This is a genomic window from Burkholderia sp. 22PA0106, from assembly GCF_047497155.1.
Classification (GTDB): domain Bacteria; phylum Pseudomonadota; class Gammaproteobacteria; order Burkholderiales; family Burkholderiaceae; genus Burkholderia.
The window spans coordinates 170,728-194,187 of the sequence record NZ_CP163162.1; the positions used below are offsets into that span (position 1 = coordinate 170,728).

The window sequence follows — 23,460 nt, forward strand, 5'->3', positions numbered from 1 at the left end:
CATGTCCCATTCCACCACCAGCCCCGTCTTGCAACCGGTGACGATCGGCGGCCTGTCGCTCAAGAACCGCATCGTGATGGCGCCGATGACGCGCAGCCGCTCCGACGACGCGGGCGTGCCGCCCGACTACGCCGCCGACTACTACGCGCAGCGCGCCAACGCCGGTTTGATCATCACCGAAGCGACCAATATCTCGGCGCAGGCACGCGGCTATCCGCGCACCCCCGGCATCTGGACGGAACCCCAGATTGCCGGCTGGAAGCGCGTGACCGATGCCGTGCATCGCCGGGACGGGAAAATCTTCCTGCAGCTGTGGCACACGGGGCGCATGTCCCACCCCGACATGCACGATGGCGGCCTGCCGGTGGCGCCGTCGGCCATCAAGCCGGCGGGCCAGATCCGCGTGCATGACGGCATGAAGGATTTCGTGACGCCGCGCGCGCTCGAAACGAGCGAGATTGCGCCGATCGTGGACGATTACCGGCGCGCCGCGGAAAACGCCAAGCGGGCGGGCTTCGACGGCGTGGAAGTGCATGCGGCGAACAATTATCTGCTGGAGCAGTTCATTCGAGACAGCACCAATCACCGTACCGACGCGTACGGCGGCTCGCTCGAAAACCGCCTTCGCTTTCCGCTCGACGTGGTGCGCGCCGTGGTCGACGTATGGGGCGCGGAACGGGTTGGCATCCGCATCTCGCCCGTCACGACCGCGCCCGGCGATACGCCGCTCGACAGCAACTCGGCCGACACCTTCGGGGCCTTCGTCGATGCCTTGTCGCAGCTTGGTTTGCTCTACATCCACGATATCGAAGGCGTCACGCAACTGAGCCGCGAGGCGTCCGACGGCATGAGCTTCACCGCGTTGCGCAAGCGTTTCAAGGGCGCCTACATCGCCAACAACCAGTACACGCTGAACCTGGCGGAAACCACGCTGGCAGCGGGCGATGCGGATCTGTTCAGCATCGGCCGGCCGTTCATTGCCAATCCCGATCTGGTTGGCCGGCTTGCCAGCGGGGCGCCGCTTGCGGAAGCACCGAAGCAGTACTGGTATGGCGGCGACGCGACCGGCTATTCGGACTGGCCCGCAATGAAGGCTTGAACGCGATACCGAGCACTTTTTACCTCGTAGTTATTTTTCCCTAAGGAGTCTGAATCATGTTTTCGATGAACCGATTTGCATCCGGTGTTGCACTCGCGGCCGCGTTGACGGCAAGCCATGCGGCTGTCGCGGAACCCGTCAAGAACGTCGTGCTCGTTCACGGCTTCTTCGCCGATGGTTCCGGCTGGCAGGGCGTCGCGGATATCCTGACGCGCGACGGCTTCAAGGTCTCGGTCGTGCAGCAGCCGGAAACCTCGTTCGAGGACGACGTGAAGGCGGCCCGCAATGCGATCGACGCGACGGATGGGCCGAGCATCGTGGTGGGGCATAGCTATGGCGGCATGGTGATCACGCAGGCGGGGGACGATCCGAAGGTCGCGGGGCTGGTGTACGTGGCCGCGTTCGAACCGGACGTCGGCGAAACCTTGCGCGACCTCGCCGAGAAGATGCCGCCTGCCACCAAGGGCATCAAGCTCACGAAGGACGGCCATCTGTACTTCGACCAAGCCAGCTTCGCGGCCGATTTCGCGGCCGGCGTTCCGCCCGCGGCCGCCAGCTTCATGGCGATCTCGCAGGTCCTTCCCGCGGTGCAGACCGCCAATGCCCCGGTGACGCAAGCCGCGTGGAAGTCGAAGCCGAGCTGGGCCGTGGTCTCCAAGGAGGACCGGACGGTCAATCCCGACCTGGAGCGATTCATGGCGCAGCGCGCGGGCAGCACGGTGACGGAAATCCATGGCGGTCACGTGGCGTTTATCGCGCATCCCGCGCAGGTCGCGAACGTCATCGAGCAGGCGGCGCGCGACGCGGGTCGCGCACGGTAATCCGAGTAGAACCGGTCGGCGTCGCTCGAGAAAGTTGTAGACGACTGGTCTAATCGTGGTTATAGTGGCCGACATGAAACACCCGCGGTTGGCTTGTGAAGCGACCGTGCACGTGCGTCGTTGTTGGTGCCTGCACGGCAGGAACAGCGAGCACGCTTTTTTTTACATTGAAACTAGACGACTGGTCTACTTAATGACGCAGTCGTTTCTGACAGGAGCAGCGAAATGAAAGTGCTGATGGTTTTGACCTCTCACGACGAACTGGGCAACACCGGCAAGAAGACGGGCTTCTGGCTCGAGGAACTGGCCGCGCCTTACTACGCATTCAAGGACGCTGGCGCGGAAATCGTCCTGGCGTCGCCGAAGGGCGGCCAGCCCCCGCTGGACCCAAAAAGCAACGAGCCGGCCTTTCAAACCGAACTGACCCATCGTTTCGAGGCCGATGCCGCCGCCAACGCGCAACTCGCCGCCACCGTGCGTCTGGACAGCGTGTCCGAGTCGGACTTCGACACGGTGTTTTATCCCGGCGGCCACGGCCCGCTGTGGGACCTCGCCGAGGACGCCCATTCCATCGCATTGATCGAGGCGTTCCTCGCCGCCAACAAACCGGTGGCGCTGGTCTGCCATGCGCCGGGTGTGCTGCGTGACGTCAAGTCGCCGGACGGACGCCCCGTCGTCGCAGGCCTGCAGGTGACGGGCTTCGCCAACACCGAGGAAGACGGCGTCGGGCTGACCGATGTGGTGCCGTTCCTGGTGGAGGACATGTTGAAGGCCAACGGCGGCGTGTATTCGAAGGGCGCGGATTGGGGCTCGTACGTGGTGGCGGATGGCCTGCTGATTACCGGCCAGAACCCGGCGTCGTCCGCCGAGGCCGCCGCTCGCCTGATGGCGGAACTCACGCGCTGAACGCAGGCGCAAGCCAACCCAACCGAAACCCGGAGAACCCCATGTCCACCACCACGCAAGTCAATCGGTCCCAAGCTATGTTCGATGGCCCCTACACCCTGAGCATCGCAGGCAGGCAGGTTGCCGCGACCTCGTTTTTCGATGTCATGAATCCCGCCACCGGCGCAGTCCTGGCGCGAGCGCCGGCCGCCACGCCGGAGCACATGGAAGAGGCCATCGCCGCAGCGAAAACCGCGTTCAAGACGTGGTCCGCCTTGCGCTACGAGGAGCGGCAGGCTTACCTGAACGCGTATGCCGACGCGCTGGAGGCGCATCGCGACGAGCTGGCGCGCCTGCTCACGCAAGAACAGGGCAAGCCGCTCGCGACGATGGCCGAACCCGAGGTCGATCAGTCGATTTCGTGGATTCGCCAGATCGCGGCGCGCCGGATTCCGGTCGAGATCGTCGAGGAGACCGATACGCACGTCGTCGAACTCCATCACACGCCGCTCGGCGTGATCGGCGCGATCACGCCCTGGAATTTCCCGGTCCTGCTGGCGTTGTGGAAGGTGGCGCCGGCACTGATCACGGGCAACACGATGGTGATCAAACCGTCGCCGTTCACGCCGCTGTCGACGCTGCGGTTCGGCGAGATCGCGCAGACGGTCTTGCCGGCCGGCGTGCTCTCCGTCGTGTCCGGCGGCAACGAGCTGGGGCCGCAACTGACGGGCCACGCCGACATCGCGAAAATCAGCTTCACCGGATCGACGGAAACCGGCAGGCACGTGCTCCGTTCCGCCGCCGGCACCATCAAGCGCGTGACGCTGGAGCTGGGCGGCAACGACGCGGCCATCGTGCTGCCCGATGCCGACTATCGCGCGATCATTCCGCAACTGTTCTGGGGCGCCGTCGGCAATTCCGGTCAGTGGTGCGTCGGCATCAAGCGGCTCTACGTCCACAGTTCGTTCCATGCCGATTTCGTCGCGGCGTTCGTCGAGTATGCGAAGCAGCAGAAGATGGGCGACGGGCTCGATCCCGCCGTGACGGTCGGCCCGGTTCAAAACAAGATGCAGTTCGACAAGGTGAAGACCTTCCTCGACGACATCAAGGCCAACGGCCAGAAGGTGGTGCTCGGCGGCGAAGTCGATGCGTCGCGGCCCGGCTACTTCATCCCCGTGACGGTGGTCGACAACCCGCCTGAAACCTCGCGCATCGTTCAGGAGGAGCAATTCGGGCCGATCGTGCCGATCATCGCCTACGACGACGTGGACGACGTGGTCGAGCGCGCCAACAACAGCCCGTACGGGCTCGGCGGGTCGGTCTGGGGGCGCGACACCCGCGCGGCCGCGGCGGTGGCCCATCGCCTCGAGACCGGCATGGTGTGGGTCAACGAAATTCACACGCAGGGCGTCGACATTCCGTTCGGTGGGCAGAAGCAGTCGGGCCTGGGCACGGAACACGGCAGCGAAGGGCGTTTGCTGTTCACGAATCCGAAAACCGTTCTGATTCGCAAGTGAGCGCCGCCATGCGCGCTTGCGTCGTGATGATCCGGGAGCGAGTGAACGACCCCGGTGCCGCGTAAGCCGAGCCGCGATTGAACCGCATGAAGCAGTGGCCGTGGCCCGTTATCGGGCCGCGACCGATCACGATGATCGATTGAATTTGAGAGGTGATTCCATGAGCAACAACATCGAAGGCAAGGTGGTCCTGATTACGGGCGGCAGCACGGGCATCGGCGAGGAAACGGCGCGCCACCTGGCCGCACTCGGGGCGAAGGTGGCGATCGCGGCGCGACGCAAGGACAAGCTGGACGCGATCGCCGCCGAGATCGGCGCGGCCGGACATGCCGTGCGCGCCTATGCGCTCGACGTGACGGACAAGCAGCAGGTGGAAGCGGTGGTGGCCGGCGTCGTTGCCGATTTCGGTCGCCTCGACGTCCTGATCAACAACGCCGGCATCATGCCCATTCGACCGATGTCCGAGGTCAACACCGACGAATGGGATGCGATGATCGATGTCAATGTGAAGGGCACGCTGTACGGCATCGCGTCGGTATTGCCGCGATTCATCGCGCAGCAGGGCGGCCACATCATCAATTTGAGTTCGGTGGCCGGCATCAAGGTGTTCGCGCCGGGGGGCACCGTCTATTCGGGGACCAAGTTCGCCGTGCGCGCCATCTCGGAGGGTTTACGCCAGGAGGTTGGCGAACATATCCGCGTGACATCGATCGAGCCGGGCGCCGTCGACAGCGAACTGAAGCACAGCACCTCGGGTGGCGCACGCGATACCGTGCTCGATTTCTATCGGCAGGCGATTCCCGCCTCATCGGTGGCGCGGGCCATCGCGTTTGCGATCGAGCAACCGAACGACGTCGATATCAACGAGATCGTGTTGCGCCCCACTAAACAGGAATTCTAGTTAAAGCCGCGAACCCGTTGCTCGACAAGGGTCGGGGCCTTGTCGAGGGGAGCCGCTCGGTCTGCGCGGCAGACGGTGCCGCGCGAGTCGGTGGCGGGTAAGTCGAGGTTCGTTATTGTGGCCGTGCTGTCTTCAGCCGACTATCCAGGATTAAGGTTTCCTAATTTTCCGAGGCCGATCGGAGGTGCATCGCGAACATCTGACGAATCCGCCGATGCCCGCGGAGCAAAAAGTCACAATGTAGATACGTATCGCGCACACAAGACCTATATGATGCGGATCGAGCATTCCGTGTCGCAGGGTTCGTCATGATCAGTAATGCTCAGTAATGTGGTGGGGAAAGCCATCGATGTATCTTCCGGCGTTGGCGATGTCCTGTTTCACCAAGCCGCCTTGACAACCTGCGGCGCTTCGAGGCGAGACGCCCGACCCCTCCAAAACCGGAAGTCCATCATGAATGCCTTGGGGTACTGGCTGATGCTCGGCCTGCTGCGGCTCCTGTCCGTCCTTCCGTATGCGTTGGTCGCGAGAGTCGGCAGCGGGCTCGGTACCGTGCTTTATCGCATTCCGAGCCGGCGCAGACACGTCGTGCGCGTCAACCTGCTCCTCTGCTTTCCGCTGAAGACCGACGAAGAGCGCGAGCTGCTGGCGCGCATGCATTTCGAGCATGTCGTGCGCAGTTACCTGGAGCGCGGATTCCAATGGTTCGGCAGCGCGCGATCGATCCAGCGCCTGGTCGTGCTGGACAGCCATATCGATCTCCATGACCCGAATGCGCCGCCCACGATTTTCATGGGCTTCCACTTCGTCGGCATCGAGGTGGGTTGCATGCTCTATTCGTCGTCGCTGCCTGTTGCGGCGCTTTACACGCGCATGTCGAACCGTCGCGTGTGCGATCTCGCCAAACGTCAGCGCGGACGCTTCGGCGCCGAGATGATCGAACGCAGTGTCAGCGCGAAACAGCTCGTCAAGCTGCTGCGCGCCGGCACGCCGGTGATGCTCGCGGCGGATATGGACCACGGCATCGCCGGCTCGGTGTTTGCGCCGCTATTCGGCGTTCAGGCTTGCACCTTGACGTCGGTGTCGCGCCTGGCGAAGTTGAGCGGCGCACGCGTCGTTCCGTTCGTCACGGAAGTGCTGCCGGATTTTCGCGGCTACAAGCTGACGATCTTCGAAGCGCTCGAGGGCTATCCGACCGATAACGCATTGATCGACGCGCGGCAGATGAATGCCTTTCTCGAAGCACAGATCGTGCGGTTTCCGGATCAATACTATTGGGTGCATCGACGGTTCAAGAATCGCCCGGCGGGTGAGCCCGGCGTGTATTGACGACGCCGGTCGCATCGGACGATCGCCGAATTCCCGATGGCAAGGCAGGGGATCTGGCGCTGCCCGCGCCACGCTGAATCCATCGAGCATCGAAGCTTGACCCGACGGTGACCTTTGCTCCGTGACGACGCAGCGGCCGAGGCGCCGCATGCGCATCACCCGAACCATGCGCTTTGCATTCAGCCGCGCCTGTGTTCCCCCTGCACGCCGAAAACGCCACACAACAGTTTCACGGGTCGTCCTCCGGCAGCGAGGCCGAAACGGTGTTGCAGCAGGGCTACCCCACTCGAGCAAGCCGACCCAATAGCCGCATCGTTTATTTGTACGATGTGTGACATCTGTTTACCTGAATATTAGTGTGTGTTACGTTTCTGTCCGAATAGAAGCATCGATCGCCATTGTCAATTAGAGATTGTGCGGATGCTTCCCATCGTCGATACCAGAAAATTTCCTCACATGTCATCAGACGTCGCGATCTCTAGACGCAAATTCCTGCTAGGCGCCGTGCTGGCGTTGCCCACGCTGGGCGTGCTCGTCAATACGCTGAGTGCTGCGGATGCCGCCGACATGGCGGCCCCCGATCTCGCCGCCTATCACCCCGAGTTTCTCTCTGCCGACGAGTGGTCTTTCCTGCTCTCGGCGTGCGACCGGCTGATCCCCGCGGATGGGCGTGGCCCCGGCGCGCTCGAAACCAATGTGCCGATCTTTATCGATCAGCAACTGCACGGTGACCTGGGCGCAGAAATCTATCTGCAAGGGCCGTTCAACACGCACGCCCCCAAGGAGCTCGGTTATCAGTTGCCATATACGCCGCAGGAGATCTACCGGCGCGGCATCGCCCTGACCGACAGCTATTGCCGTCGAACCTTGCACAAGCGCTTCCACGAGCTCGATACGGCCGCTCAGGACACCGTGATGGCGGCCTTGGCCGCCTCGCAGGTGGCATTTTCCGACGACGGCGAACCCGCGCTCACGGCCGGGCAATTCTTCGGGCAGATGCTTGCGGATTCAAAGAACGGTTACCTGTCCGATCCGATGTACGGCGGCAACAAGGGCATGAAGGCATGGATTGCCATCGGTTTTCCCGGCGCACGCGCCAGCTTTCTCGAATGGGTGTCGCAGCACAACGTCAAGTATCCGCTCGGGCCGGTGAGTCTGAACGGCCAGCGGGCTTGAGCGGCACTTTTGATACGGCGCAGCGATGCGCCATCGACGCAGAATTCAACGAGGAACACCGTGGCAAAGATCACTAATGATGCCGTCGACGTTGTCGTCGTCGGGCTCGGCTGGGCCGGCTCGCTCATGAGCATCGAGCTTGCCCAGGCGGGGCTGAAGGTCCGGGCGCTGGAGCGCGGAGAAGATCGCAGTAACGCGGATTTTGCCTACCCCAAGCCGGCGGACCAGTATGCCTATGGCGTGCGAAACAAGATCATGGTGACGCCGCGAGACGGCGCCCTGACCGTGCGCCACAGCACCAACGACACCGCATTGCCCACCCGCAAGTGGGGCGCCTTCGTGCCGGGAACGGGCGTGGGCGGTTCGGGCCTGCACTGGACCGGTGTGCTGATTCGCCCGACACCCACCGACCTCAAGCTCAAGACGTATGCCGACCAGGCGTACAAGAAAGGCCAGCTCGAAGACGGCATGCAGGTGCAGGATTTCCCGTTTTCCTGGGACGAGATCGAGCCGCACTACGACTTCTTCGAAAAGGTGTGCGGCATGTCGGGCGTCACCGGCAACCTTCGCGGCAAGCTTCAGGAAGGCGGCGATCCGTTCGAGGGGCCGCGCTCCAACCCGGTGCCGCTGCCGCCGCTCGAAGATACGCTGAACAACACGATGTTCTCGGACGCCGCACGCAAGCTCGGTTATCACCCGTTCTCGAACCCGTCCGCCAATGTCTCGCGCGCGTGGACCAACCCGTACGGCAACCAGATCGCACCGTGCAATTACTGCGGTTATTGCAGCAAGTACCCGTGCCTCAACTTCTCCAAGGCATCGCCGCAAACGGCCGTGCTCGATGCGCTCAAGCGCATGCCGAATTTCTCCTACCGCGTGAATGCGAACGTGCTGCGCGTGGAGCTGCATGCGGATGGCAAGACCGCCAAGGGCGTGACCTATGCCGACGCCCACGGCAACGAAGTGTTCCAGCCGGCGAAGATCGTCGTGTTGGCCGGCTTCCAGTTCGTCAACGTTCGTCTCATGCTGCTTTCCGGGATCGGCAAGCCCTATGACCCCATCAGTGGCAAAGGCGTCGTCGGGCGTAACTACGCATTCCTCAGCAATGGGGGAGCCAGCCTGTTCTTCAAGGACAAGCATTTCAATCCGTTCGCGACCGCCGGCGCGACCGGGCAACTGTTCAACGATATTTCGCCCGGCAACTTCGACGGCCCGTCGCTCGGCATTCTGGGTGGCGCGAAGATCCAGAGCGCGCAATCGACGGGCGCGCCCATCGGCACCGCGCTGCCGCATGGCACGCCATCGTGGGGCAAGGGCTGGAAGGAAGGGATGCAGGACTGGTATGGCCACTCGATGCGAATCAGCATCACGACGAGCTGCATGTCGTACCGCGATCACTACGTCGATCTCGACCCGACGTACAAGGATCCCTGGGGGCAGCCGCTGCTTCGCATCACGTTCGACTGGAAGCAGAACGAACTGAAGCTTCAGCAGTATCTGCGCAAGATCGTCCTGAACCTCACCCAAGAGCTGAATCCCGACAGCTACAGCGAGAGCTTCCTGGCGATGGATTCGCATTGGGACATCACCAAATACGTGTCGACGCACAACGTGGGTGGCGCGGTGATGGGCGATTCGCCGGAAACCAGCGCGCTGAACCGCTACCTGCAAAGCTGGGACGTGCACAACGTGTTCGTGCCGGGCGGCAATGCGTTCCCGCAAAACTTCCAGGCGAATCCGACCGCGACGATCGGGGCGATCACGTTGTTTGCCGCGCGTGCGATCAAGGAGCAGTACCTCAAGAATCCGGGCCCGCTCGTCCAAGCATGAACGCCATGACCTCATTCAAGACTTTCATTGCGGCGGCGCTGGCTGCCGCCGCATTCGGCGCCACCTCGGCGCAGGCGCAGCCGGCCGGTTCCGCCGATGCGGATCTGATCAAGCAAGGTGCATATCTGGCGCGTGCCGGCGATTGCATGGCCTGTCATACCGTCAAGGGCCGCGCGCCGTATTCGGGCGGGTTGCCGATTCTGAGCGACCTCGGCACGATCTATTCGACCAACATCACCCCCAGCAAGAAGAGCGGGATCGGCGACTACACCGAGCAGCAATTTGCCACGGCGTTGCGTCATGGCATTCGCGCCGACGGCTCGCATTTGTATCCCGCGATGCCGTATCCGTCCTACGCGAAAATCACGGACAGCGACGTTCATGCGCTCTACGCGTACTTCATGCACGGTGTAGCACCGAGTGATGATGCCGCGCCCGTCACCCGCTTGAGCTTCCCGTTCAACCAGCGCTGGGGCATGGCGCTCTGGAACTGGGCATTCACCTCCGACAAGCCGTTCACCGCGCCGGATGGAGCGAGTGAGCAGGTGCGACACGGCGCTTATCTCGTGGAAAGCCTTGGACACTGCGGCAGTTGCCACACGCCGCGTGGCGTGGCGATGAACGAGAAAGCCTTCGACGGCAGCGATGCCCGCTTTCTGTCCGGTGGCAAGCTCAATGGCTGGAACGTGCCGTCGCTGCGCGGCATGCCCCAGTGGAGCCAGCAGGATGTGGTCGACTATCTTCAGACCGGACGCAATGCCCGCGCGGCCGTGGCGGGCGAGATGACCTCGGTGGTGGAGAACAGCACGTCGCATCTGAGCGACGCGGACCTCTCCGATATCGCGGCCTATCTCAAGACGCTGCAGGCAAAGGATGGCGCCGGGGTTCAAGGTGCGGCGATCGGCGCGAGCGGCGCCGATGCGACGACCGCGAAGTTGACCGCGGCGCAAAATCTGACGCTCGGCGAGCGCCTGTATATCGACAACTGCAGCGCCTGTCACTTCGTAAACGGCCGGGGCGCGCCACGCGTGTTCCCTCATCTCGACGGTGCGACCGTGGTCAATGCAGCGGACCCGACCGGCCTGATCCACGTGATCCTGGCCGGCGCGAGCACCCCTTCCACGCAGAAGGCGCCGTCGGTCCTGCCGATGCCGGGCTTCGCCGGCCGACTGAGCGACGATGAAGCGGCGCAACTCGCGAGCTTCGTGCGTGGTGCGTGGTCCAATCATGCGGGTGCCGTCAGCGCGCAGGATGTCGAGAAGGTTCGGCGCACGTTGGGGCCGGTGGCTGCTGCGGGGCGGTGAGTCGTAGGGGGGCTTGGATCGCATCGTCACGATACCGATGAAGCACATCGCTCGTTGTCGAACCGACATCCCCCGACTGTCATGCTCAGCCCGTCATGACAGTCGGCTAACCCAACGCGTCACTGGCGTGATCCGCGGGAACGCGCGGCATTAAGCTGCCTTTCCCGTCGCCGCGTGTTGCGGCGGCACTCCGGATCGCGCCACGCGGGCATGCCGCCGTGCGTGCGCGGGTCCGCTTTCTGCGAGCCCCAACATGACCACGCTCACGCTGCCCGTCACGGACGACAGCTTCGCGCAAGCCGTCCTTCAATCGCCGATTCCGGTGCTCGTCGACTTCTGGGCCGACTGGTGCGGCCCCTGCAAGATGCTCGCCCCGGTGCTCGCGGAACTGGCCTCCGCCTATGCGGGCCGCCTCGCTGTCGTCAAGATCAATGCCGACGAAAACAAGCAGACCATGAGCGAGCATTCGGTGCGCGGCCTGCCCTCGCTGCTGCTGTTCGCGAACGGCCGTGAGCTCGCGCGCGTGGTCGGTGTGCAATCGCGCACTCGCCTCGAAGTGTTTGTCGACGCGCACCTCGAAGCGCTGGAGGGTGCACGATGATGCGCGCCTATCACGACGACGCGGCGCTGAAGGCTGTTGCGCTCGAACGCCTCGCGGCCGGTGCCGAGTCCGGCGCTTTGCGTCCCGGCCCGTTCGCCTGGCACGGCGATGGTGGCAGCGCCGCCGGCTGCGTATTGCGCGATGCCGACCTCGACGCGTACCCGCGCGTGCTTGGCCTGCCGGCCTGGCTCGCGCTGGCGATCGATCACCTGAGCGCCATGCAGGCTTCGCGCGAAGCCGCCGTCGATATCGCCAAAACGCTGTTCGAGGCGGTGCCGGTGGGCGCCGATCTGAGTGCGCTGGGCAGCGAAATGATGGGCGCATTGTTGGCCCGGCTGGTTGAAGCGTTACCGGCCGGACAGGCCCCGCGCCTGGCGCACTTGCTCGGCGAGGTCGCCGCCGCGCACGCGGCCCGGGCAACCGGCGACACGGTTTCGCCGGCCGCGTGGAAAGCGCTGCGGCGCGCGGCGGTCGAATTGACCGACGCGACGCCGGGCGACGGCTTCGTCGCGGCGATCGCGGCTGGCGTGGAAGCCGCTGGTTGGGACCCGGAGGCGTCGCCGGCGGCGCTGATCGATACCTTGCGGGCCTTGACCGGCGTGTGCGACCTGCAGGCCTTGCGCGCGTTCGGTTGGACCGAGGACGACGACACCCGTGTGAAGGCCGCGCTCGACGACATTTATCAACGCCACCTGGCCGACAAGCCGGACGACACGCGCACCGTGTTCGAGATCTACGCGATCGAGGCGCCGGCGGACGAGGCGCGCCTGCGCGAGCGCATGAAGGTGGGGCGCAGCGGCGTGCGCGAGGCCACCCGCTGGGCAGTCGAGCGCCTGCTGGCGCTGCTCGCGCGCTACGCCGCGCCGGCCAATGCCTGAGCGAGCGCGCGCCATGCCTGAACGTCGCCGGCCGAGGCGACGTTGAAGCGCATGAAGGCGGCCGCCTCGCGCTGATGCGAGAACATCGCGCCCGGCGCGCACAGATGCCCCTGCGCCAGCAGCGCGGTGGCAATCTGGCTGGCGTCGGGCGCGGCGCCGGGCAGTCGTCCCCACAGATACATGCCCTGCTCCGCGCGATGCGCGACCTCGATGCCGAGCGCGTCGAGCGCCTGCCGCAGCACCGGCCGCGCCGCATCCAGCCGGGCCCGCAATTGCTCGCAATGATGGCGATACGCGCCTTCCGACAGCAGCCGATAGACGATCCGCTCCGACAGGCTGCCGTTCGAGGCGCGGCTGACCGACTTGTAGCGCGACAGCCAGGCGATGCGTTCGGCATCCGCCGCGATATAGCCGACTCGCAGCCCGGCGCCGAGCGTCTTCGAGAAGCTGCCCACATAGATCACGCGCCGCAACTGATCGAGTGCCGCCAGCCGCGTCTGCGGCAGCGGGCCGATGGCAGGCAGCAGGTCGGCGTAGCAGTCGTCCTCCACCACCGTGAGGTCGTACCGCTCGGCGAGCTGCAACACACGGAACGCGCGGTGCGTCGACAGCCCGCCCGATGTCGGGTTGTGCAGGCCGGTGTTGCAGATGTACATGCGTGCACCAGTGCGCTCGCAGGCGTCGCGCAGGGCCTCCGGGTCGGGGCCGTCGGTGTCGCGCGGCACCGGCACGGCATTCAGGCCGGACGCCATCAGGCGGTCCAGCAACAGATACGATGCGGGGTCGTCCACCAGCACCGGCTCTCCCGGCGTGCGCAGATAGGCCATCACGATCAGGTTCAGCGCGTCGGTGGCGCCCACCGTGGTGGCGATCCGGGCCGGCGTCGTGCCGATGTCGAGCGCATCGAGCCGCAGCGCGATCTGCGCGCGTAGCGGCAGGTAACCCTGCGGCTCGCCGTGATCGTGAACCCAGTCGAGGTTGCCGCGCGCCACGCCGCGAAACGCGTCCGCCACGGCCGGCGTATTGATCCAGGCGGCCGGCAGCTCGCCGGCACCGAGCCGGCTCGCGAGCGGCACTTGCGGGTCGAGCAGGCGTTGTCGCCAGTCGATCGAGGCGGGCAGCGGCAGGCCGCGCCGAATGGCGGCAGCGGGGGGCGCACGTTGCGAACCCGGCGCTTCTGCGCCGCTCGTGCCTGCCGCGTTGCCGGCGCCCGCGCGCACGTAGAAGCCCGCGCCGCGCCGCGTGGTCAGGTAGCCGTGCGCGACCAGCCGGTCGTAGGCGCGCGCGGCCGTGTCGCGGCTGACGCCGCAATTTGCCGCCACCTCGCGCAGCGACGGCAGGCGCTCGCCTTCGGCGAGCTGCCGGGCGCGGATCGCGCGCTGCACTGCCGTGAAGATCTGTTCCACCAGCCCTGGCTTCGACGCATCGGGCAGCGCCGCCAGCGCGGCGCGGTCCAACACGAAGCCGGCTCCAGCCCGGCGCGCGCCGACGGCGACGAGAGGAGGCGGGTTCACGCTTCGCGGATCAGCACGAGGTAGTCGCCGTACATGTCGATGCGCAGCGGCAGCGCTTCGGCCAATTGGCGCAGTACGCCGTCGGGATCGCGCAGGTTGAACACGCCGCTCACGCGCCGTCGCGCAGCCGCCTCGCTGGCGCGAATCACACCGGTGCGGTAGCGACGCAACACGCTGAGCACGTCGCCCACCGCCTGGTCGGAGGCCATCAGCATCGAGCCGGTCCAGGCCAGTGCCATCGCCACCGATTCGCGCGCCTCGCGCAGCCGCTCGCCGGAGAAGCGCAGCGTCTGCCCCGCGCGCAACACATGTCGGCTGCCATCGCGCAGCGCGAGTGTGCCTTCGCCTTGCGCCACCGCCAGCATCGAGTGATCGTCGAACACGCCGAGGCTGTAGCGGCCGCGCCGCAGCGCGAACGAACCATGCGCGGTGGCGGTGACCAGCGTGGCGTCGTCGGCCCGCAAGGCCGCGTCCACCAGCACGCAGCCGGCGTCGAGCCGCCAGGCGTCGCCGGCCGAGGCGCCGACGCGATACAGCGAACTGCCTGCGTCGAGCCGCGCGTTGGCATCCGGCCCGAGCGCGATGGTGCGCTGTTCGCCGATGCCGGTGCGGAAGGTTGCGTCGTAGCCGAGCGAATGCAGCGAGCGATAGCCGAACGCGCCGAGCAAGGTCAGGCCGAGGCCCGTCTTCAGGCCGGTCTTCAATGCGCGCCGGCGCGGCAGGTCCGCATGCAGCAGCGCATCGCGGCTCGCGTGCGCACCGCCGTCCGCCAGTTGCCGGAACGGCCCGAGCTTGCGCTGCAGCGATTGCCACGCCGATTCGTTGGCAGCGCTGGCCTGGCGCCAGCTGTCGAAATGCGCGCGTTCGGTGGCGGTGGCTTCGCCGGAGCGCAACAGCACTTCCCAGGCAATGGCGGACTTGACGGGATCGTTCAAGGGGGGCGGGTTGATCGTGTCGTTATGGAATGCGAATCAGTTGTTTCAGGCGGCCAGGATGCACGCCAGCGCTTGCGCGATGTACTTGCGCACCATGCTGGCGGACACGCCGAGCAGCTCGGCGATCTCGCGGTAGGTCAGCCCGTCCAACTGGCTGTACAGGAACGCCTGGCGTGCCTTGCGCGACAGGCCGCGCAGCAGGCGATCGACGTTGACGAGGGTCTGCACCACCTCGAGCACCGATTCGGGCGAGGGCGTGCTGGGTTCGTCGGCGGCGGCCAGTGCGGCCAGATAGGCGGTTTCCAGATCGCGGCGCCGCCACATGTCGAACACCAGGCGTCGCGAGATGGTGGTGAGCAGCGCACGCGGGTCGCGCACCGCGCGCACATCGGGCAGCGTGGCCAATTCGACGAAGGCCGACGAGGCCACGTCCTCGGCTTCCGAGGGGCAGCGCACCTGGCGGCGCAGCGTCTGCTTGAGCCAGCGATAGCTGTGCGCGAACTCGGCGGCGAGAAACTGGTTGCGGTACGCGAGATCGCCGGCTTCGGCGGCGCTGGCGTTTCGAGGCTCGTCCGCGCTCGCGCAGGGCGCCTGCAGTGCTACCGCGTCTGAGACTATCGCGTCCATACCGTAACCGTTCCGATCCTGCAGTTCGTCATTACTTTACCGTGAGCAAAAAAATACACGGCAAGTCGTTGCGCAATTTCGTGACGGCGTTGCGTGCGTCGCACGCCGCCGATCCGCGCGACGACGCAGTATAAGGACGCCGGCTCGCCTGTCGAAATAAGGATTCCTGCGTTCGTTATCAGTCTGCGGATTCATCGCGCATCTCCACTCGGGGATCGTCGGGACGCCTGGCCGGACGCATCGTGCGACGGCCGCCCGTGGCCTGACGATGCGAGCCGATCTTAGCGCGCCGTATTTTTGACGGGCCGGTTGCTGTGTGGCTTTGCGCGATTCGCGCGTCGTCAAGATATGGCATGCCCTTTTTGCCGGCAAATCGTTGCTTGTCGAGCATGAAATTCCATTGCTCGCGCATTGGCCGTTGCGTATTTGCCGCAAGCGGCGCGTCTGCATGCGCCGCGCGGGCCGATTCGCGGAATTTTTTTCGTCTGACGGTATCACTTTGGTTCGCCTCGTTCGACATACCCGGTGAAGGCGCGCCGCGATCCCCGCGCGCCCATCCCGGAGCCGCGCGCGGCGGAGGACATCGTGATAGACCGAACCGATCGACACATACTGGAAATCCTGCAGGAAGACGGCACCTGTTCGGTGGCCGAGATCGCGGAGCGCGTGAGCCTGTCGACCACGCCATGCTGGCGGCGCATCCAGCGCCTCGAGCAGGACGGCGTGATCCGCCGCCGCGTGGTGCTGCTCGACGCGGCCAAGCTCAACCTGGCCGTGACGGTGATCGTGCTGATTCGCACCGCGCATCACGGCACCGCCTGGCTCAAGGCGTTTCGCGACGCGGTGGTGGAGATTCCGGAAGTGGTGGAGGTGCACCGCATGAGCGGGCAGGTCGATTACCTGCTCAAGGTGGTGGTGCCGAACATCGCGGCCTACGATGCCGTCTACAAACGGCTGATCGGCATCGTCGAACTGCACGACGTCAGTTCGAGCTTCTCGATGGAAACCATCAAATCCACCACGGCGTTGCCGCTGGTATACAGCAGCGGGGTGCCGGCATGACGCTGGCCACTTCGCCTCGCCAGGCCGGGCGCGCCATCCCGCGCGCGCTGCCGAGGCCGAAGCCGCGCGACGCGGTGATCGCGTTGGTGATCGCCGCGCATGGGCTGCTGATCTGGCTGCTGGTGCACCACACCCGCATCGAGCTCGAATCGTCGGCGTCGGCGTCGGCGTCGGCGTCGGCCGCGAGCGGCGGCCGGTCGATCGCGGTGCAACTGGTCAGCCGCCCGGCGGCCGCTGCACCGGTATCGCCCGCACCGCCAGCGCCGGTGCCCGTGCCACGTCCGGTGGCGACGCCGCGCAAGGCACCGGCGCACACCAAGGCGCCGCCGGTGCTGAACACCGAGGCGCCGTCCACACGCGAGGTGGCGCGCCGCGCGCCGCTTGCCGCTGCGGCTCCGCCGCCATCGGTCACCACGTCCGCACCTGTGCAGCCCGCTGCATCGGCCACCCCGGCCACGGCCGCGACACCCTCGAACGACGCGACGCATCCGCCCGCGCCGGGCGCCAGCCGCCCGAGCCTCGACACCAAGCAGATCAGCAGCGGCGACATGGCCCGACTCGGTTGCCGGATTCCGGCGCCGGTCTATCCGGCCAAGGCCAGGCGGCTGGGCCAGGCCGGCGTGGTGACGCTGCGCGTGACGGTGGCCGCCGACGGCCATGTCGCCCGCGCGCTGGTGAGCCGTTCCAGCGGCTACCCGGCGCTCGACGATGCCGCGGTCGAAGCGCTGCAGGCCGGCCGCTGCCAGCCCTATCTCGAGAACGGCATGCCGCGTCAGGTCGAAGCGAGCCAGCCGATCGCCTTTCATCTGGATGACTGAACGTCGTCCGCCTTCTGGAGTCGCACATGGAACATTACGGGCTTGCCAACGTCTGGCAACAGGGTGATCTGATCACCCGCTTCATTCTGATCTTTCTCGGCGGCATGTCGGTGGTGTCGTGGGCGGTGATGATCGTGAAGGGGCTGGCGAACCGGCGCCTCGCGCGCCTGGGCCTGGCCGCGCACACGCGCTTCTGGGCCGCGCGCTCGATCGACGAGGGCATCGAGACGCTGGAGCGCAGCACGCATGACAATCCGTACCGCCAGCTCGCGCTGGCCGCGCGCGAGGCCAGCGAGCAGAAGCATCAGCCGCTGCTGGAGGACGGCCTGGGCGGCGGCGAGTGGATCGCCTACTGCGTGCGCAACGCGCTCGACGAACAGGTGGCGCACCTGCAAAGCGGCCTGGCGGTGCTCGCCTCGATCGGCAGCACCTCGCCGTTCGTGGGGCTGTTCGGCACCGTGTGGGGCATCTATCACGCGCTGGTGGCGATCGGTGCCTCCGGGCAGGCCAGCCTCGACCATGTGGCCGGGCCGGTGGGCGAGGCGCTGATCACCACGGCGGTCGGCCTGTTCGTGGCGATTCCCTCGGTGCTCGGCTACAACTTCGTGGCGCGCGGCAACAAGAACGTCGGGCAGAAGCTGCTGCGTTTCTCGCACCAGCTCAACGTGTTCTACGTCACGGGGCACCGCAAGCAGCAGGACCGCCTCGATAGCCGGGCCGCCCGGCTCGGTGCCTGAGGCGCGGCCATGTCGATCCTCAACGATCCCTCCGCTTCGGGTGCCGACGACGGCTTCGTCAACGACATCAACATGACGCCGCTGATCGATGTGATGCTGGTGCTGCTGATCGTGTTCATCATCACGCTGCCGGTAATGAACCAGGCCGTGAAGGTGGCGTTGCCGAAGGCCCCCGCGCAGGCCGCCGACCCCTCGCCAAAGGACATCGACGTGTCGATCACGGCCGACGGCACGGTGCTGTGGAACCGCACGCCGGTGGATGCTGCCGACCTGGCCGCACGGATCGCCGCCGCAGCGGCCGGCGCCACCGGTGCGGGCGGTGCGCCGCCGCCGGCTGTCAACGTCTACGCCGACGAAGCCGTGCCCTACGGGCGGGTGGCCAAGCTGCTGGCGAGCGTGCAGGCCGGCGGCCTGTCGCACATCAACTTCGTGACCGATCCGCCGGCTGCCCCGGCTACGTCCTCGCCGGCCGCCACGTCGCACTGATTTTCCCGCATTGCCCGACGGCTCCGCCTTGCGCTCCCGCGCCTTCGCGCGCCGGAGCGGGCCTTCGTGCGCGCACGCCGTGCCGGCCGTTCGCGGCCCGGCGTGCTCCCTTATATCGTTCGTACTCCGGAGCTTCCGTATGTCAGACCATGCCCCGCCCGACACTGTGGCCGCCCAGGCCACGGTGCCACCCGAACACGCCGCCGAACATGTGCTCGCGCTCGCCCTGGCGGCCGGCGCGAGCGCGGCCGAAGTGCGTGTCAACGACAGCGAATCGCTGTCCGTCACCGTACGCGGCGGCAAGCCCGACGAGCGTACGTTCCGTCATGCGCACGGCATCTCGGTCACGCTGTATCGCGGCCAGCGTTGCGCCACCGTGGCGTCGTCGGACCTGTCCGGCCCGGCGCTGCAGGCGCTGATCGCGCGTGGCCTGGAGATCGCGGCGATCACCGCCGAGGACGCTTGCGTCGGCCTACCGTCGAGTGCCGATGTCGCTGCGCCGTCGAGCGCCGACGCGCTCGATCTCGATCACCCCTGGAATTTGAGCCTGCACGATGCGGTGACGCTGGCCTCGCGCATCGAAGCCGCGGCGCTGGCAGTGGACCCGCGCGTGCCGCAAACCGAGGGCGCTTCGGTGTCGAGCGCGCGTACCCGCCACTGGTTGGCCAACAGCGACGGGTTGGCGCTGGCCGGCAGCTCGACCTCGCATTCGCTGGCCTGTTCGCCGGTGGCGATCCACGACGGCCAGAAGCAGGTGGACGGGTGGTGGGACACCTGCCGCCGCGCGACCGATCTGAGCGATCCGGAAGCGCTCGGCCGCCATGCCGCCGAGCGCGCGCTGGCCCGGCTCGGCGCGAAGCCGGTGCCGACCCGGACCTGCCCGGTGCTGTTCGATCCATCGAGCGCGATCGGGCTGCTGGGCGATTACCTGTCGGCCGCGACGGCGGGGCGGCTGTACCTGCACCGCTCGTTCCTCGGCGGCGCGCTCGGCAAGCCGTTGTTCGCGCCGCACGTGCGCCTCGACGACGATCCGTTCGTGGTGCGTGGCATCGGGAGCCGTGCCTGGGATGGCGCCGGCCTCGCCACGCGTGCACGCACGGTGGTGCGCGACGGCGTGCTCGATGCCTATTTCGTCGATCTGTACGGCAGCCGCCGGCTCGGCGTGGCGCTCGCCGACCACTGCATCGGCCCGACCAACCTGCGTCTGTCCAGCAGCCTGACCCGCGCCGGGGACGACTGGCCGGCGATGCTCGCGCGGCTCGGCACGGGGCTGGTGGTGTGCGGCATGACGGGGCAGGGCGTCAATCCGCTGACGGGCGATTTCTCACGCGCGGTGCATGGCTTCTGGGTCGAGGGCGGCGAGATCCGCCATCCGGTGGCGGGCGTGACGGTGGCCTCGAATCTGCTGGAGATGGCGTGTGGTTTGGTGGCGGTCGGTGCCGATGCCCTGACGCGCGGCAACGTCACCACCGGCTCCTGGTTGATCGACGCCATGCGCGTGGGCGGTGCCTGACATGACCTTCTCCTCACTTTCCTCCTCCGAACCCATCACCATGCCCGATACCGTTGCTTCTTCCCGCACGGCCCCCGTGACCCCCGAGGCGGCCGCCCATGCCCTGCTGGCCGCGCAGGGCCTCGATCTCGGTGGCCTGTTCGGCTGCGTGTCGCAGGCGATGGGCGCGCATGCCGATTTCGCCGACCTGTTCGTGCAAGCGTCGGTGTCCGAACACTGGGCGCTCGAAAAGAGCGCGGTCAAGCGCGGCGTCTATCACGCCGAAACCGGCTTCGGCCTGCGCGCGGTGCATGGCGAGCAAGCGGTGCTGTCCACCTCGCAGCGCGTCGATGCCGAGGCGCTGCGCCGCGCAGCCGGCATCGTCTCCGGCGCCACCGCGCATGGCGGCGCGCCGGCTCGCGTGATTGCGATGGCGAACCGCGCCGAGCCGACACGCTATTACCCGGCGGACGATCCGCTCGGCACGCTCGATTCGGCGGCCAAGATCGCACTGCTCGAACGCGTGGACCGCCACGTGCGCGCTTGCGATTCGAGCGTGGCCGAGGTCGAGGCGAGCCTGTCGGCCACCCACCAACTGGTGGTGATTGCGCGCAGCGACGGCCGCCACGCGGTGGACGTGCGGCCCCTGGTGCGGCTCGACATCAACGTGCAGGTGCTGCGCGGTGGCGCGCGCGAAAGCGCTTCGCGCACGCTGGGCGGCCGGGCCGGCTACGCGATGTTCACCGACCCGGCGATCCGCGCGGCCGCGCGCGAGGCGGTGGAGGCTGCGCTGGGCAAGCTCGACGCGCGCGCCGCGCCGGCCGGCGTGATGAGCGTGGTGATCGGCCCGGGCTGGAACGGCGTGTTGCTGCACGAAGCGGTGGGCCACGGCCTCGAAGGCGATTTCAACCGGCGCGGCGCCTCGGCGTTCGCGGGGCGGATCGGCGAGCGGGTGGCCGCGCCCGGCGTCACCATCGTGGACGACGGCACCGTGCCCGGCAGCCGCGGCTCGGTGTCGGTGGACGACGAGGGCACGCCGGGGCGCTGCACCACCTTGATCGAGGACGGCATCCTGCGCGCCTATATCCACGACGAGACCAATGCGCGCCTGATGGGCACCACCTCCACCGGCAACGGTCGCCGCGAGTCGTATCAGTCGCTGCCGATGCCGCGCATGACCAATACCTACATGCGCGCGGGCGAGCGCGACCCCGAGGAGATCGTGCGCTCGGTGAAGCGTGGCATCTACGTGGCGCATCTCGGCGGCGGCTCGGTGGACATCACCAGCGGGCGCTTCGTGTTCTCCGCTTCGGAAGCCTTCCTGATCGAGGATGGGCGGCTCGGTGCGCCGATACGTGGCGCTACCGTGCTCGGCAACGGGCCGGAATCGTTGAAGCAGGTGCGGCTGATCGGCAACGACCTCGCGCTCGACACCGCGATGGGCGTGTGCGGCAAGGCCGGCCAGAGCGTGCCGGTGGGCGTCGGTCAGCCCACGCTGCGGATCGACGAGATGACGGTGGGCGGCACGGCCTGAGCATCCTGAGCCTCGCGTCGACAAAAACGGCCCCTCGCGATTCAGGTCGCGGGGGGCCGTTGTGTCGTGTGCAGCGGCTCGTGCGATCTCTCGGCTGCGAGCACGCGGCGATCAGCCTTCGTCGATCGTCTCGCGTTTCGCCGCGGCGTGCACGCCGAGTTCGATCACATGCTCGTGGAAGGCCGCGACGCCGGGCCGATGCGCGACGCTGATCACGGTTGCGTGGGGCAGCGCGTCGAGCACGGTGCGGTACAGCGTGCGCTCGGAGGCTTCGTCGAGCGCGCTGGTGGCTTCGTCGAGGAACAGATAGGTCGGCCGCTGGAGCAGGATGCGAGCGAACGCAAGCCGCTGCTGCTCGCCGCCCGACAGGCGGTGCGCCCAGCGGTCCACCACGTCGAGCGAATCGGCATAGTGCGCCAGCCCGCAACGGCGCAGCACCGCGTCGGCGCGCGCCGCATCGAGCGTGTCGCCGGTCAGCGGATAGGCCAGCGCGTCGCGCAACGAACCGGTGGCGATATAGCTGCGCTGCGGCACGAACATCAGCGCCTCGCGCGGCGGCATCGACAGTTGCCCCTCGCCGTACGGCCAGATTCCCGCCATCGCCCGCAGCAGGGTGCTTTTGCCGCTGCCGGAACGGCCGCGAATCAGATGATGGCTGCCGGCGGCAATCGCGAATGCCGGCGTGCCGGCCAGCGTCGCGCCGTGCTGATCGGTCAGGCGCAGCGCGCCGACCGCGATGCCGGGGCCGTCGTGACGGCGCAGCGTGAGCCGCGGCGCGGTTGCTTCACCGGGCGCGGCCGGCGAAGCGGGCAGTGAAGCGGCCTGCGCATGAGTCGCGTCGAGCAGGGTCAGCAGCCGGCGCGTGACCGCGCGCAACGTGGCGAACTCCTGGTAGCACTGCGGGAAAAAGGCCAGCGTGCCCGCCACCGAACCGAACGCCGACGACACGCGCATCAGCCAACCCACCGTCAGCCCGTGCGCGGCCATTTGCGGCAGCGCGAGCAGGGCGGGCAGGATGCTGCTGATCTGTCCCGGCACCTGGGTCGAGAACATCACCATCGAGGTCACGCGGATGATGTCGAGCGCATTGCCGCGCACCAGCGCGAAGCTGCGCTTGAGCCGGGTGGCCTCGGTGGCCGCGCCGTCATAGAACGCCACCTGCTCGGCGCCGTCGCGAATCTGCAGCATCATGGCGCGGAAGTCGGCCTCGACGCGTTGCTGGTGCGCGTTCAGGAACATCAGCCTGCGCCCGGTCACATGCGTGATCAGCAGCGTGGCGCCGGTATAGGCGAACACCGCGAACACCATGTAGCCGGGAATCGACAGCGTGGTGCCGCCCGCATGCAGCGTGTACGTGCCGGTCAGCCGCCACAGCACCACGCTGAACGTGAACGCCGACACCGGCACGCTGATGATCGAGAAACTCAGCCGCAGCGTGGTGGAGACGAACAGGCGCACGTCCTCGGCGATCCGCTGGTCGGCGTTGTCGAACAGCTTGTCGCGTTCGATGCGGAAATAGCTGTCGCGGGCTGTCCAGGCGTCGATCAGATGGCGCGTGAGCCAGGTGCGCCAGCGCAGCACCAGCAGTTCGTGCAGCACGTACCCGATCAGCACCAGCGTGGCGGCCACCAGCACCACGCCGAGAAAGCTCAACAGCAGGTGCGGGATGGTGGCGAAGCGGGCCGCGCCGATCGCATCGTAGAAGCGGCCCGACCACTGATTGCTCCAGACGCCGATATAGACGCCGGTAAAGCTCAGGCCGATGATGACGGCCGCCATCGCGGCGGACAGCGGCGCCTCGGACGAGCGCCAGTAGGGCGAGACGAGTTCGCTCACGCGGGACCGCGGGCGGCTGCCGCGCGTTTCGGATTCGCGGTAGTCGAGATCGGTGGGGGGCAGGGCGGACATGGGTTC

22 protein-coding genes are annotated in these 23,460 nt (G+C 66.9%); 17 read left to right on the forward strand and 5 right to left on the reverse strand.

The window, feature by feature from the left end:
- Window position 1 precedes the first annotated feature (1 nt).
- From AB4850_RS00740 to AB4850_RS00790, 11 genes are all read left to right on the forward strand, one after another.
- Window positions 2-1,099: an alkene reductase gene (locus tag AB4850_RS00740; RefSeq protein WP_414440718.1), complete on the forward strand. Its 1,098-nt coding sequence runs from the start codon at window positions 2-4 to the stop codon at window positions 1,097-1,099.
- A gap of 65 nt (window positions 1,100-1,164) precedes the next feature.
- Window positions 1,165-1,920: an alpha/beta fold hydrolase gene (locus tag AB4850_RS00745; protein WP_414442041.1), complete on the forward strand. Its 756-nt coding sequence runs from the start codon at window positions 1,165-1,167 to the stop codon at window positions 1,918-1,920.
- Between the two features lie 225 nt (window positions 1,921-2,145).
- Window positions 2,146-2,826 (forward strand): type 1 glutamine amidotransferase domain-containing protein, encoded by a 681-nt coding sequence (locus AB4850_RS00750; protein WP_414440719.1) that lies wholly within the window; start codon window positions 2,146-2,148, stop codon window positions 2,824-2,826.
- A 41-nt stretch (window positions 2,827-2,867) separates the two neighbouring features.
- Complete coding sequence (locus AB4850_RS00755) at window positions 2,868-4,322, forward strand: aldehyde dehydrogenase family protein (protein ID WP_414440720.1); 1,455 nt, start codon at window positions 2,868-2,870, stop codon at window positions 4,320-4,322.
- A 160-nt stretch (window positions 4,323-4,482) separates the two neighbouring features.
- Window positions 4,483-5,223, forward strand: coding sequence for an SDR family oxidoreductase (locus tag AB4850_RS00760; protein ID WP_414442042.1), 741 nt, complete (start codon window positions 4,483-4,485; stop codon window positions 5,221-5,223).
- Between the two features lie 453 nt (window positions 5,224-5,676).
- Window positions 5,677-6,552, forward strand: a complete 876-nt coding sequence (locus AB4850_RS00765) for a lipid A biosynthesis lauroyl acyltransferase (RefSeq protein WP_414440721.1) — start codon at window positions 5,677-5,679, stop codon at window positions 6,550-6,552.
- Window positions 6,553-6,972: 420 nt separating this feature from the next.
- Window positions 6,973-7,728, forward strand: coding sequence for a gluconate 2-dehydrogenase subunit 3 family protein (locus AB4850_RS00770; protein ID WP_414440722.1), 756 nt, complete (start codon window positions 6,973-6,975; stop codon window positions 7,726-7,728).
- A gap of 60 nt (window positions 7,729-7,788) precedes the next feature.
- Window positions 7,789-9,558: a GMC family oxidoreductase gene (locus tag AB4850_RS00775; protein WP_414440723.1), complete on the forward strand. Its 1,770-nt coding sequence runs from the start codon at window positions 7,789-7,791 to the stop codon at window positions 9,556-9,558.
- Window positions 9,555-10,862: a c-type cytochrome gene (locus AB4850_RS00780; RefSeq protein ID WP_414440724.1), complete on the forward strand. Its 1,308-nt coding sequence runs from the start codon at window positions 9,555-9,557 to the stop codon at window positions 10,860-10,862. The genes AB4850_RS00775 and AB4850_RS00780 overlap by 4 nt, the downstream gene beginning before the upstream one ends.
- A gap of 253 nt (window positions 10,863-11,115) precedes the next feature.
- Window positions 11,116-11,463, forward strand: a complete 348-nt coding sequence (trxA, locus tag AB4850_RS00785; RefSeq protein ID WP_414440725.1) for a thioredoxin — start codon at window positions 11,116-11,118, stop codon at window positions 11,461-11,463.
- Window positions 11,460-12,341 (forward strand): hypothetical protein, encoded by an 882-nt coding sequence (locus AB4850_RS00790; protein WP_414440726.1) that lies wholly within the window; start codon window positions 11,460-11,462, stop codon window positions 12,339-12,341. Before trxA ends, AB4850_RS00790 begins: the two co-directional genes overlap by 4 nt.
- Here AB4850_RS00790 and AB4850_RS00795 read toward each other — a convergent pair.
- From AB4850_RS00795 to AB4850_RS00810, 4 genes are all read right to left on the reverse strand, one after another.
- On the reverse strand, window positions 12,317-13,801 hold the full coding sequence (locus AB4850_RS00795; protein WP_414440727.1) for a PLP-dependent aminotransferase family protein: 1,485 nt from the start codon (window positions 13,799-13,801) through the stop codon (window positions 12,317-12,319). The two genes, AB4850_RS00790 and AB4850_RS00795, sit on opposite strands and share 25 nt — an antisense overlap.
- A gap of 50 nt (window positions 13,802-13,851) precedes the next feature.
- Entirely contained in the window at window positions 13,852-14,790 is a 939-nt protein-coding gene (locus AB4850_RS00800) for a DUF4880 domain-containing protein (protein WP_414440728.1), read from the reverse strand.
- Between the two features lie 45 nt (window positions 14,791-14,835).
- Entirely contained in the window at window positions 14,836-15,417 is a 582-nt protein-coding gene (locus tag AB4850_RS00805; RefSeq protein ID WP_414440729.1) for a sigma-70 family RNA polymerase sigma factor, read from the reverse strand.
- A gap of 178 nt (window positions 15,418-15,595) precedes the next feature.
- On the reverse strand, window positions 15,596-15,937 hold the full coding sequence (locus AB4850_RS00810) for a hypothetical protein (RefSeq protein ID WP_414440730.1): 342 nt from the start codon (window positions 15,935-15,937) through the stop codon (window positions 15,596-15,598).
- 68 nt (window positions 15,938-16,005) lie between these two features.
- On the opposite strand from AB4850_RS00810, the gene AB4850_RS00815 reads away from it, so the two are divergent.
- From AB4850_RS00815 to tldD, 6 genes are all read left to right on the forward strand, one after another.
- Window positions 16,006-16,479 carry an Lrp/AsnC family transcriptional regulator gene (locus AB4850_RS00815; protein ID WP_414442043.1) on the forward strand — a complete coding sequence of 158 codons (474 nt, stop codon included), beginning with the start codon at window positions 16,006-16,008 and terminating at the stop codon, window positions 16,477-16,479.
- A complete protein-coding gene (locus tag AB4850_RS00820) occupies window positions 16,476-17,297 on the forward strand; it encodes an energy transducer TonB (protein WP_414440731.1) in 822 nt (273 codons plus the stop codon). Before AB4850_RS00815 ends, AB4850_RS00820 begins: the two co-directional genes overlap by 4 nt.
- Window positions 17,298-17,323: 26 nt before the next feature.
- Window positions 17,324-18,034, forward strand: a complete 711-nt coding sequence (locus AB4850_RS00825) for a MotA/TolQ/ExbB proton channel family protein (RefSeq protein ID WP_414440732.1) — start codon at window positions 17,324-17,326, stop codon at window positions 18,032-18,034.
- 9 nt (window positions 18,035-18,043) lie between these two features.
- Window positions 18,044-18,520 (forward strand): ExbD/TolR family protein, encoded by a 477-nt coding sequence (locus AB4850_RS00830; RefSeq protein ID WP_414440733.1) that lies wholly within the window; start codon window positions 18,044-18,046, stop codon window positions 18,518-18,520.
- 139 nt (window positions 18,521-18,659) lie between these two features.
- Window positions 18,660-20,033 carry a TldD/PmbA family protein gene (locus AB4850_RS00835; protein ID WP_414440734.1) on the forward strand — a complete coding sequence of 458 codons (1,374 nt, stop codon included), beginning with the start codon at window positions 18,660-18,662 and terminating at the stop codon, window positions 20,031-20,033.
- Between the two features lie 40 nt (window positions 20,034-20,073).
- Window positions 20,074-21,546 (forward strand): metalloprotease TldD, encoded by a 1,473-nt coding sequence (tldD, locus tag AB4850_RS00840; protein WP_414442044.1) that lies wholly within the window; start codon window positions 20,074-20,076, stop codon window positions 21,544-21,546.
- Window positions 21,547-21,657: 111 nt separating this feature from the next.
- On the opposite strand, the gene AB4850_RS00845 is transcribed toward tldD, so the two are convergent.
- Entirely contained in the window at window positions 21,658-23,454 is a 1,797-nt protein-coding gene (locus tag AB4850_RS00845; protein ID WP_414440735.1) for an ABC transporter ATP-binding protein/permease, read from the reverse strand.
- Between the last annotated feature and the right edge of the window lie 6 nt (window positions 23,455-23,460).